Source organism: Echinicola salinicaeni, assembly GCF_014280965.1.
GTDB lineage: Bacteria > Bacteroidota > Bacteroidia > Cytophagales > Cyclobacteriaceae > Echinicola > Echinicola salinicaeni.
Genome location: NZ_JACODZ010000008.1, coordinates 342,211 through 354,314 on the forward strand (window position 1 = coordinate 342,211; position 12,104 = coordinate 354,314).

Below are 12,104 nucleotides of genomic sequence, written 5' to 3' on the forward strand. Positions count from 1 at the left end.
CTATGTAATAGCAAATCTATTGCGGTTTGAAATTGTTTTAAAATCAGTCGGTTTGCTACTGTTTTAAAATCAGTCGGTTTGCTACTGTTTTCTTGCACTTTAAAACCTCATTACCACTACTATCATATAGTTCTGGTTAAAAAGGATTGTAAATCCTTTTTATTGCTAGTTCCTGATTGCAAATCAGGAACAGCTTTTTCAATTTAATGCAAGGGGGCTCGACCCCACCTGTCTTGCGACAAAGTCAAGCTCGACCTGACAAAATCATTCTTTACAAATCAACATTAACCTTTCTTTCCAACTTCTTACTGTAAACTCAAGACCCAATACTCATGACTAATTACTAACTCTATATCCTCGCCTGATAAGTATACAAATCAAAATACCTACCCTGCTTTTCCATCAGTTCTTCATGCCTTCCTCTCTCTACAATTTGGCCCTTTTCCACCACCAAAATTTGGTTGGCCTGACGGATGGTGCTTAAGCGGTGTGCAATGACAAAAGTAGTTCTTCCCTTCATCAACTCCTTCAAACTGGCCTGAATCAATGTCTCACTTTCCGTATCTAGGTTGGAAGTAGCCTCATCCAAAATCAAAATCCTTGGATCGGCCAATATCGCTCTGGCAATGGCAATCCGCTGCTTTTGTCCTCCAGACAGTTTTACTCCCCGCTCCCCTATCATAGTATCCAAGCCATCTTCAAAACGATCAGTAAATTCATGGACATGAGCTGCATGAACTGCCTGTATCAACTGTTCTTCATTTGCATCAGGTCTTGGGAATAATATATTTTCCTTGATGGTTCCTTCAAATAAAAAATCATCCTGTAATACAACCCCCAACTGCCCCCTATAGCTGTTCAAACTAACCTGCTGCAAATCTTGATCATCAATCTTTACCATTCCGCTGTTCGGATTTAAAAAGGATGCCACCAAACCCGCTATGGTGGTCTTTCCAGAACCAGAAGTCCCTACTAAGGCTGTCATAGTCCCAGCTTTTGCTTCAAAGCTCACTTCTTTCACTACATTTTTTCCTTCTTCATAGGCAAAGCTCACCCTGTCAAATTCCACATCACCATGAATTCTGGGCAACTGTATATTACGACTCTCTTCATCTTCTTCCAATGGGATATTCATGATTTCCTCAGTCCTGTCCAAGCCTGCAAAAGCCTCTGTCAGCTGGCTTCCTATATTACTCATTTGTACAATTGGTGCTATCATAAATCCCAAATAAAGGGTAAAAGCCAAAAAGTCCCCGAATGTCATGCTTTCATTCATGATCATATATCCCCCTATACCCATAATACCTGCTGAGGCCAAACCGAGCAGAAAGGTAGCTGAACTGGTGACCATACTTGTAGCCGTCAAACTGGATTTGATATTCTGATAAAGCCTCAGAACTCCATCCTCAAATGTTTTAATCTCCTGTTCCTCTGCATTAAAGCCTTTAATGACACGGATACCTCCCAAAGTTTCTGTCAACCTACCGGTTACCTGTGCATTAATTTTTCCTCTTTCCCTAAAAATAGGACGGATTCTCCCAAAAGCTTTCAGGGATATCAAGCCGAAAATAGCCACGGGTACCAAAACATATAGCGTCATCATTGGACTGATATAAATCAACAATCCTAAACAAATGATAGAGGTTAAGATCCCTCCAACCATTTGGGCCAAACCAGTCCCCACAAGGTTCCTAACCCCTTCCACATCGGTCATGATCCTGGACACTAATTCTCCTGTCTTTGCATTGTCAAAAAAACGAATAGGCAGCCTGATAATGTGTTGCTGAACCTTCACCCTTAATTTGGCAATCAGGTGTTGGGCTTCCACACTGAGGATTTGGGTCAAGGCAAAGGAAGTAACCGCTTGTATGGACACAGCAATCCCCACTGCAATTACAAGCCATTTTAGCAATTCCATATTTGAATTGGGGATCACATCATCCATCAGGTATTTACTGGCTCCCGGCAAAACCAGACCAGACAACCTACTTATGATGATCAAAAACAATCCTAGAAATAGTTGATTTTTTCTCGGCCAGATGATGGTTTTAAAAACATGGCCTATGGTCACTTTCCTTTCTTTATTGGGCTTGGTCATAGTCTTAAAATAAAAAGAGGCAATTTTCTCTAAAAACTGCCTCTATAAATAACTTTTATTGAATATTAGTTCAAATGTGCTCTTTGACTTATCTTACTTCTACTGGATACCAAACCAAAAATCAGGGCGTTGATCACTAAAGCCATAATAATCAATATGGCTGTTTCAAACCTGGTCAAGATCGAATTTCCAGCTACTATTTTTTGGGAATGATCGTTTAATTCTTTGCCTACTGACAATTGAATTTCTGATAATTTATTGAGTTTGTCTGCAGCTTGGCTGATAAGCTGATCAGAGTTAATTTTCGCTGTAACAAAATCATCATCAGAAACCTGTCGCAATGCAAGATTTCTTTCTACACCATAAATTGACTGGATATCCTTTTCCAAGGCCGCTAAATATAGCGCTTCGTCCTCTGTCAATAAAGTGGCTTGGAAATCCACCAATATTGAATCTATTTGCTGGTTATAGTCCCTGTTGATTTTTATATCAGCTAAATATTCTTGCTGCCCTACACATTGGTCTATAAGGATTCTTTTCTTGTAAAGAATTTCTGATAAGTGAAAAATATAACTCTCCGGTAAAAGTCTATCCTCATAAATGGTAGTAAAAGAACCAGCCAAATCAGATACGTTCCCCTCTTCAAGAAGATTCTTTATGAATACAGAAGTAAAAACAACCATCAGCAACAATGATATTTTTACACGATTGTTAATATTGTACGCCCATTTCATAATCTAATCTCCTTCTATACTTTGGGTTGAATTGATCCTTTTCATTCTTGTCGCTAATCAACCAAGAACCATAATTGTAATTATAAATTAATCAAATATGAATGAATTTACAATTACATAACAATAATATCATCTTTTGATGAAAGCCGCTATAATTCAGCGTTTTTTTATTATGTATATCCGCAATTGTACCAGTAAGTTTTACCATTCAGAACATTTGCTAAAAAGAGAACACATATCTCTCAGAAACACTAAATTAAATCTGTGTAGATCCGTGGAATCTCCCGATAAATCGGGACAGGCTGTGAGAAATAAGTTTACTGGTGTTAAAACGGATAATCATATTTTTAATTACCAGTTTTTCTTAATCTTAATTTTCACACCTTAAAAATTTGACACTAAACCTATTATCGTTATATTGCGATATAACTTTAATATAATGGGCATAACTAAAACAGATTTATTTACCAAAGAGCAAAACGAACTAGCCCTGATTGCAAAGGCTTTTGCCCACCCAGCAAGAATCGCAATCATCCAACATTTACTGAAAACCAATGCCTGTATCAATGGAGACCTGGTTCAGGAACTCGGTCTAGCACAGGCCACCATAAGCCAGCACCTAAAAGAACTCAAAAATTTGAATATAATTCAAGGTAGTATAGAAGGGGTTTCCATGAGTTATTGCATCAACCCTTCTACTTGGAAAAAAATAAAAGACCTATTCAATGGGCTATTTGATCAATACGATTTAAAAGGAAAATCAAATTGTTGTTAAAAAAATTTACTCAGAACCATCGTAATATTGCAATTTATCATGAAAACCAAAGAATTTATAGAGATTATAAGCCAAAATCCTGATTTATCATTATCATTTGAATATGCTCAGGGTAAATTTGTCAGAAGTGACTTTCATATTACCGAAATCAAAAATGTCACCTTTGACACTGTGGATTGTGGAGGCAAACGAAATCAATGGGAGGAGACCCATGTCCAATTATGGGAAAACCAATTCGTGGAGCCAGACCATAAGGTCAATGCGGAAAAGGCTCTGAAAATATTTCAGGTAGTAGAAAATGTACGCCCTACCTTCCAAAATACTGATATTAAATTCGAATATGGTAATGAAAACTTTCCTACGACCATTTTATCCGTTGGGGAAATCAGCCAATCGGACAGCTCACTTGTGGTGAAGCTATATGAAACAGGAACCACTTGTAAAGCCAAAGACAGGGCTACAACTGAGGAAGAAAAAGCCGCTGCATGCTGCCCAAGCCCACAGAAAAAGATTAAAGTATCTTTAAAATCCTTAAAGCCAACAAAATCAAACAATTGCACACCTGAATCAAATTGCTGCTAACCACAATGAATAAAAGACAAAAAAGCATCTTTCCAACGCTTCTCTCCAAGATTGATAAAATACGGTCTTCCAGCCCGAGTGAAGACAGAAAAAAGGAATTGAACGAACTTATTGAATATATTCAGCAATCAAAAGATAAAGACCAAATTGCCCAACTGAATTTCATCTGCACCCATAATTCCAGAAGAAGCCAATTGGGACAAATTTGGTCCCAACTGGCAGCCTATTACTATAATATTCCTGCCCAGTGTTACTCCGGAGGAACTGAAATCACTGCATTTAACTGGAGAGCAGTCAAAGCCGTGGAAACTGCTGGATTTAAAATATCAAAACTTGGGAATGAAAACCCTTTATATGAAATCTTTTTTGGAGAGGGCATTCCTTCCTTTAAGGCCTTTTCCAAGCTTTATGATGACATGAATAATCCAAAAAATGATTTTTCGGCTATCATGACCTGCTCCCATGCAGATCAAAACTGTCCCCACATCCCTGGTGCAACAAAAAGGATTCCGATTAGGTATGAGGACCCTAAAGCCTTTGACGACACTGAGCTTGAAGAAGAAAAATATACAGAAAGATCTGATCAGATTGCTATGGAAATGTTTTATGTATTTTCTAAAATCAAATAATCCTATAAAAGTTGAGACTGTATCATGATAATGATTTATAGTCCATTCAGGCTTAAGAGTTTGTTGCTTTAGCAATTGGAATAAACATTAAATGATTCTTATTCAGAATTTAAATTTTGAAAGATTATACCTAATGTGCAAATGACAAGCTTTAAGCCAGCCCCAACCAATTTATATAGTAAAGAAGCCTTTTAATTAGGCAGTGAAAAACCATCAAAATGAAAAAACTTAGTTTTCTCAACCAATATCTTACCCTTTGGATATTTTTAGCTATGGGAATTGGCATCCTCTTGGGATATGTCTTTCCAGGCTTTGCTGACCAGATCAACAGTTATAGCCAAGGTACCACCAATATCCCTATTGCTATAGGCTTAATTCTAATGATGTACCCGCCCTTGGCCAAGGCCAATTACAGCCTTTTGCCCAAGGTATTTAAAAACCTCAAAATACTCAGCATTTCCCTTCTACTCAATTGGATCATCGGCCCTGTCCTGATGTTTGTACTGGCCTTAATATTTTTAAGGGACCAGCCAGAATACATGACTGGATTGATCCTGATAGGTTTGGCAAGGTGCATTGCCATGGTATTGGTATGGAATGATCTAGCCGAAGGAAGTAAAGAATATGGCGCAGGCTTGGTAGCTCTTAATAGTATCTTTCAAGTTTTCGCCTATAGTTTTTATGCATGGTTTTTCATCACCATTTTACCTCCCTATTTCGGAATTGAAGGTGCCATAGTGGATATTTCTATGGGAATGATTGCGGAAAGTGTCTTGATTTACCTGGGAATTCCCTTCTTTGCTGGAATGATCAGCAGACCACTTTTGAGTTGGCTAAAAAGTGAAAAATGGTACGAAGAAACCTTTATCCCAAATATTTCACCCATCACTCTGGTATCCTTATTATTGACCATCATTATTATGTTTAGCCTTAAAGGTGAAATGATTGTAGAGATACCAATGGATGTTGTCCAAATTGCCATTCCATTATTGATCTATTTCTTGATCATGTTTATCATTGGCTTTATTACTTGTAAGCTAATGGGAGCTAATTATAGCCAAAATGCTGCCGTAGCCTTTACCGCAGCTGGAAACAATTTTGAACTGGCGATCGCAGTGGCCATTGCGGTATTTGGTATTCATAGCGGTCAGGCCTTTGTGGGCGTAGTAGGGCCTTTAATAGAAGTACCAGCATTGATACTTTTGGTAAGGTTATCCTTCTGGCTGAAAACCAAATATTATAAAAGCTGATCAACCTCTTTAGTAAGGAAAAATCAATATTCCAATCACTGGACATTTCCTCGACCAAGCGATTGATCTCCCCCTTCATTTTATTGCTTAATCAGACACCCAGTCAAAAAATTGACCGTCGATTATACTTAAAAATGAAGGGTTTTAATTTTTCTCCATCAAATAATTTTAATAGGCATGGTGATTTTCACCAACATACGAGCACATAAAATAATACAATCCAATTATTATTTTGAATATTAGAGGGAAACCAAAAAGTTTTTTAAAGGTTTTCAGGTATTTAAATATTTTTTTTGTATTCTTATATTACAAAATGAACGGCAATTTTATGCAAACAAAAGACATTATTCAGTTATTAGGGTTAGCGCCTCAAATGCCTGTAAAGATTGAATATCTGCCGGGATTAACAGCTAAAAGTTGTTTGAATTTAGGCAAAATCGAATTTTTCAAAGAAGATCAAACAGGTAAAAAATACATCCAAATCCATGTTTTTGAAGAAGGTGACCCTATTTGCTCCTTAACCACAAAGGATTTGTTCCGAGCATTAAACGAGTTTCTGAGACAAAACCCCAATGATGAGACGAATGAAATTCGTGTAGTCTTTGGAAACCAAAGCTTTCAAAAATCAGCTTTGGATATTTATGAAGTTGAAATATTTGAAAAAACCTTCAATTTAAAATTATTTACCATCAAAAAAAGAAAACCTCAAAATTCAACCGTCAGAAGCGTTCATTCAAGTAAAAAACCAACCAATAGAATTCATACCATTCTTAAAAGAATAGTATACCCCATCAGACTGGCATTTAACTAAATATCATTTTACTTCGTCTTTTATCCTATACTGGAGATTTTTATTCTTCCAAAGCATAAAGCTTCTAGAAAGCTAATATCCTTTTTTACACCTACAGGTCTTTCTCAGAACAAAATTCAATACAAACCACAAACATCAGGAATTAACGCATGGAAACATTTTATTAATAGAGGCATATATAGTTTCTTTGTGAAATCGTAAGCACCTTTAAACCTATACATTTCATGAAAATCATTGCCATAGGCCGAAATTATACAGAACATATAGAAGAGCTTGAAAATGAAAGACCTGAAAACCCGGTCGTTTTTCTAAAACCTGATACGGCATTATTGAAAAACAATATGCCCTTTTATATGCCTGATTTTTCCAATGATATCCATCATGAAGTAGAATTGGTTCTTAAGATCAACAAAGAAGGCAAGTTTATAAAGAAGGAATTTGCCCATAGATATTTTGAAGAGATCGGTATTGGGATTGATTTCACAGCAAGAGACCTTCAGAAAAAGTGTAAGGAAAAAGGTTTGCCTTGGGAAATTGCCAAAGGATTCAACGGTTCAGCTCCGGTTGGCCAGTTTTTACCAGTAAAGGATATCCAAGATTTTAATGATATCAATTTTCATCTAACTATTAATGGAGAGCAAAAGCAAAAGGGAAATACGGCTTTGATGCTTTTTGACTTTGGAGTCATTCTGGAATACATTTCACAATTTTTTACGTTAAAAAAGGGAGACTTGATATTTACTGGAACTCCGGCCGGAGTTGGGAAAGTAAATGTTGGCGATCACCTAGAAGCGTATATAGAAGATAAAAAATTATTGGATTTTGAGATTAAATAAGTTCCTACTGATATTCCTTTTAGGGGGCTGTTCAGTGCCTGCCATTGCCCAATTGAAAATAGATTATTTTCAATTCCCCATAAAACCGGGAGAGCGTAATTACCTTTCCGGGAATATGAGTGAAATACGTCCAAACCACTTTCATACCGGAATTGACATTAAAACCGAAGGTAGACAAGGACTTCCTGTATATGCCGTTGCGGACGGGAAAGTATACAGGATGAAAATTTCTTCCTTTGGTTATGGCAATGTACTCTATCTGAAACATACCAACGGGATGTATTCTCTATACGGTCACTTAAAGGACTTTAATGACCGCATAGCTGATTATATGTGGAAAAAAATGATTGAGGCGGAGCAGAATGACTTGGAGATTTATCCAGAGCCCAATGCCTTGCCTGTAAAAAAAGGGGATATTATAGCCTATTCTGGAAATACAGGAAGCTCAGGGGGGCCACATCTTCATTTTGAAATCAGGGACTCCTTGGATAGAGCAGTAGATCCACTAAAATACGGTTTTCAGGAAATTGAGGACAGCACCCCTCCCTCTCTAACTTCCATCGCACTGACCCCCTTAGAACTTGACAGCAGGATCAATGGGAAATTTGAAAGAACAGTCATTAAGGCCAATTTTAGGGGCAACAAATACGTAGTGGACCAGCCTATTCACATTACAGGAAAAGTAGGTATAGAGATAAGGGGCTATGACAAATTAGATGGCGCCTATAATAGAAACGGCTTCCCTCATTTTGAAATCTATGAAGACGGTCAAAAAACCTTCGATGTCAATGTGGATAAAGTGGATTTTAATCTTGGGCGTTTCCTATTGTCCCATACACACCAAAACCGATATACCAAACTTTACACGACAGCCTATAACCAATTTGATTATTACAGTCCAAAACAGTTGCATAGTGGGGCCATAGAGGTTAGTCCAGATAGCATCAAAAATGTTCGGGTAAGATTGGAAGATATTTTTGGAAACGATACTGACCTTACGATGAAATTTAAGGGAGATGCCCCTAAATATGATATCCGATACAATAGTCGATCCAGGGAAAAAGTAGAATTCTTTCACAACTGGATGATCCTGAGAACCGATAAAGCAGAACAGCACAAGTTGGCAAAATTCTATGTTGATGGATTGATGTTAGATGTGATGCTTTCTTACGAGGACCCAAGGTTTAGAACCTATATATGGGATATGGAATATGGGGTCCCTGACTCTGTAGATGTATGTACTGAAATGATCTATCCTGGCATTCAAGCCAAAATTCCTTTCAATAAGGAACATTCCTTCAGTGATGGCTATACCCATATCCGTTTTGATAAGGAATCATTGTTGGAAAGTCTTTTCCTCAGTACCGAAAGAGGAACTTATGATGGTCGGCCTTCTATCAAGATAAATGATAAAAGAGGTGATTATCTTAGAAGCGAAATAACAGTAAGTATGGATGTTTCCGAGTATTCTGGAGACCGTGAACATGTTCATGCCTACCAACTTTATGAAAATGGTTGGAAGCAATTCTTGGGTGGCGAATGGGAAGGAGACCATTTCACCTTTAAAACCAAAAAATTTGGTACTTTTGTACTCGCTGAAGACAATACCCCTCCTAGCATTAGGGCTATAAGGATCAATTCTTCCAGTTTAAGGTTTGTCATTGGAGATGACAGGTCTGGGATAAAAGACTTTGAAGCCAGAATTGACGGGAAATGGGTTGTTATGCGATATGAACATAAAAGCCGGGTAATTTGGGCCCAGCGAACCTCAAAAGAGCCTTTCAGAGGTCAATTTGAGTTAAAAGTCACAGATAATGCTGGAAATTCTAAAGTTTTTTCAAGAAAACTCTAGTTTTTCAAGAAATAATCAAGAACTTTAATTGTCAAAATCACACTTAACCTAAAAAAACAAAACAACATGGCACTGGAAGTAGGAATGCAAGCACCTGATTTTGAAGCCAAGATCCAGGATGGCAGCACGGTGAAATTATCTGACTATAAAGGCAAGAAAGTCGTCTTATATTTTTATCCTAAGGACAACACTCCTGGCTGTACTACCCAAGCTTGTAATCTAAGAGATAACTATGATGCCTTGATCGATGCCGGTTATGTAGTTTTCGGTATCAGTACGGACTCAGAGAAGTCTCATCAAAAGTTCATTGAAAAACATGACCTCCCATTCTCTTTGATTGCTGACGAAGACAAACAGGTTCACGAACTCTATAATACTTGGAGGGAGAAAAAAAATTATGGCAGAACCTATATGGGCACTGTAAGGACCACCTTTGTCATCGATGAGGAAGGCAAGATTGCAGAGATCATTGAGAAAGTAAAAACAAAAGAACATTCAAATCAAATACTTAATTAATTCCTTTAAAATGGAAAAGCTATCCACCGAACAACTAAAAAAGACTGCCTCACAAGTGAGACGGGACATTTTACGTATGGTTCACGAAGTACAATCCGGGCACCCAGGTGCTTCTTTGGGATGTACAGAATTCTTCGTGGCACTGTATTTCAATCAAATGAATCATAAATCCGACTTCAGCATGGAGGGGAAAGGTGAAGACCTATTCTTTCTTTCCAATGGTCACATTTCACCAGTATGGTACAGTGTATTGGCCAGAAGCGGATATTTCAATACTGAAGAGCTAAAGACTTTTAGAAAGATCGATAGTAGATTACAAGGCCACCCAGCAACTGAAGAAGGTCTTCCAGGTATCAGAATTGCTTCCGGATCTTTGGGTCAGGGACTTTCTGTAGCCATTGGTGCTGCCCAAGCCAAAAAAATCGATGGTGATGAAGGGGTAGTTTATGCCTTGATGGGAGATGGTGAGCAACAAGAAGGACAAATCTGGGAAGCCGCCATGTATGCCCCACACCATAAAGTGGACAATTTGATTGCGACCATTGACTTCAATGGTCAGCAGATAGATGGTCCAACAGATGCCGTAATGAACCTACAAGATCTAAAAGCTAAATGGGAAGCTTTTGGCTGGGAAGTGATCGACACCCTTAAGGGCAACGATATGGAATCAGTAGTTGCTGGTTTAGAGTATGCCAAAACCCTATTGGGCAAAGGTAAGCCGGTATTGAACCTGCTTCATACAGAAATGGGATATGGCGTTGATTTTATGGTAGGCACACACAAGTGGCACGGAATCGCTCCAAGTGACGAACAATTGGAGAATGCCTTGGGTCAGTTGGAAGAAACCCTTGGTGACTATTAATCAACAAAACCGTTAACCGCCCAGTTATTGAACACCTTCAAGCATTGGGCTTAACAGATCAAAAAATGGAAAAGACTTTAGAAACTAAATTCACCTATACAGAAAAGCAAGATACCCGTTCTGGATTTGGGGATGGCTTGCTAGAAGCAGGACGTAAAAACCCTAACGTAGTGGGGCTTTGCGCTGACCTTATCGGATCCCTTAAAATGGGTGCCTTCCAGAAGGAATTCCCTGAAAGATTCTTCCAGGTAGGTATTGCAGAGGCCAATATGATGGGCTTGGCAGCTGGTATGAGCATCAATGGTAAAATTCCTTTTACCGGTACTTTTGCCAACTTCTCAACTGGACGTGTATATGACCAAATTCGTCAGTCCATTGCCTATTCAGAGAAAAACGTAAAGATCTGTGCCTCTCACGCCGGATTGACTTTAGGGGAAGATGGTGCTACCCACCAGATTCTAGAAGATTTGGGCATGATGAGAATGTTGCCAAATATGACTGTAATCAACCCTTGTGATTACAATCAAACAAAAGCAGCAACCATGGCCATCGCTGAGCATGAAGGCCCTGTTTATTTGAGATTTGGTCGTCCAAAATGGCCTATCTTCACTCCTACTGACCAAAAATTTGAAATTGGTAAGGCTTGGAAAATGATCGAAGGTACAGATGTGACCATCTTTGCTACCGGACACTTGGTTTGGGAAGCTGTAGTAGCGGAAGCAAAACTAAGAGAAGAAGGCATCAGTGCTGAGGTAATCAATATCCACACCATCAAGCCCCTGGATACTGAGGCTATCTTGGAATCTGTAGCCAAAACTGGCGCCTGTGTAACTGCTGAAGAACACCAATATAATGGTGGTCTTGGTGACAGTGTTGCCCAAACTTTGGCCAGAAACAATCCTTCTCCACAGGAATTCATTGGTGTAGATGATTCATTTGGTGAATCAGGCAAACCAACTGACCTTTTGGAAAAATACGGATTGAATGCGGACAATATTGTTAAAGCAGCTAAAAAAGCTATCGCTAGAAAATAAGTTGTATTCAGCTTAAGTATATTCAAAGCAGCGCCTTATCGGGCGCTGCTTTTTTGTTTTAAACAAAATTATCCCTGACCCTTTTTTTATTAGACCAAAACCATAGGGTACTGTACTGTCTACTA

General features: G+C 38.4%; 12 protein-coding genes. 10 read left to right on the forward strand and 2 right to left on the reverse strand.

Going from position 1 to position 12,104, the window contains the following annotated elements:
• Positions 1-349 precede the first annotated feature (349 nt).
• The gene (locus tag H7U17_RS17235) at positions 350-2,098 is read right to left on the reverse strand and encodes an ABC transporter ATP-binding protein (RefSeq protein ID WP_186757990.1); all 1,749 of its coding nucleotides are present in this window, start codon (positions 2,096-2,098) and stop codon (positions 350-352) included.
• 65 nt (positions 2,099-2,163) lie between these two features.
• Positions 2,164-2,832, reverse strand: coding sequence for an MCP four helix bundle domain-containing protein (locus tag H7U17_RS17240; RefSeq protein ID WP_186757991.1), 669 nt, complete (start codon positions 2,830-2,832; stop codon positions 2,164-2,166).
• 439 nt (positions 2,833-3,271) lie between these two features.
• Between H7U17_RS17240 and H7U17_RS17245 the strand changes: the two genes are divergently transcribed.
• From H7U17_RS17245 to H7U17_RS17290, 10 genes are all read left to right on the forward strand, one after another.
• Positions 3,272-3,607: an ArsR/SmtB family transcription factor gene (locus tag H7U17_RS17245; protein ID WP_186757992.1), complete on the forward strand. Its 336-nt coding sequence runs from the start codon at positions 3,272-3,274 to the stop codon at positions 3,605-3,607.
• A 39-nt stretch (positions 3,608-3,646) separates the two neighbouring features.
• On the forward strand, positions 3,647-4,189 hold the full coding sequence (locus H7U17_RS17250) for a DUF6428 family protein (protein ID WP_186757993.1): 543 nt from the start codon (positions 3,647-3,649) through the stop codon (positions 4,187-4,189).
• Between the two features lie 5 nt (positions 4,190-4,194).
• Positions 4,195-4,818: a low molecular weight phosphatase family protein gene (locus H7U17_RS17255; protein ID WP_186757994.1), complete on the forward strand. Its 624-nt coding sequence runs from the start codon at positions 4,195-4,197 to the stop codon at positions 4,816-4,818.
• A gap of 218 nt (positions 4,819-5,036) precedes the next feature.
• A complete protein-coding gene (gene arsB, locus H7U17_RS17260; RefSeq protein ID WP_186757995.1) occupies positions 5,037-6,068 on the forward strand; it encodes an ACR3 family arsenite efflux transporter in 1,032 nt (343 codons plus the stop codon).
• 232 nt (positions 6,069-6,300) lie between these two features.
• On the forward strand, positions 6,301-6,879 hold the full coding sequence (locus tag H7U17_RS17265; protein WP_186757996.1) for a hypothetical protein: 579 nt from the start codon (positions 6,301-6,303) through the stop codon (positions 6,877-6,879).
• A gap of 224 nt (positions 6,880-7,103) precedes the next feature.
• Complete coding sequence (locus H7U17_RS17270) at positions 7,104-7,715, forward strand: fumarylacetoacetate hydrolase family protein (protein WP_186757997.1); 612 nt, start codon at positions 7,104-7,106, stop codon at positions 7,713-7,715.
• The gene (locus tag H7U17_RS17275) at positions 7,702-9,567 is read left to right on the forward strand and encodes a M23 family metallopeptidase (protein WP_186757998.1); all 1,866 of its coding nucleotides are present in this window, start codon (positions 7,702-7,704) and stop codon (positions 9,565-9,567) included. The genes H7U17_RS17270 and H7U17_RS17275 overlap by 14 nt, the downstream gene beginning before the upstream one ends.
• 66 nt (positions 9,568-9,633) lie before the next feature.
• Entirely contained in the window at positions 9,634-10,083 is a 450-nt protein-coding gene (gene bcp / locus H7U17_RS17280) for a thioredoxin-dependent thiol peroxidase (RefSeq protein ID WP_186757999.1), read from the forward strand.
• A gap of 10 nt (positions 10,084-10,093) precedes the next feature.
• Positions 10,094-10,945 carry a transketolase gene (locus H7U17_RS17285; RefSeq protein ID WP_186758000.1) on the forward strand — a complete coding sequence of 284 codons (852 nt, stop codon included), beginning with the start codon at positions 10,094-10,096 and terminating at the stop codon, positions 10,943-10,945.
• A 65-nt stretch (positions 10,946-11,010) separates the two neighbouring features.
• Positions 11,011-11,979, forward strand: coding sequence for a transketolase family protein (locus tag H7U17_RS17290; protein ID WP_186758001.1), 969 nt, complete (start codon positions 11,011-11,013; stop codon positions 11,977-11,979).
• The last annotated feature ends 125 nt before the right edge of the window (positions 11,980-12,104 follow it).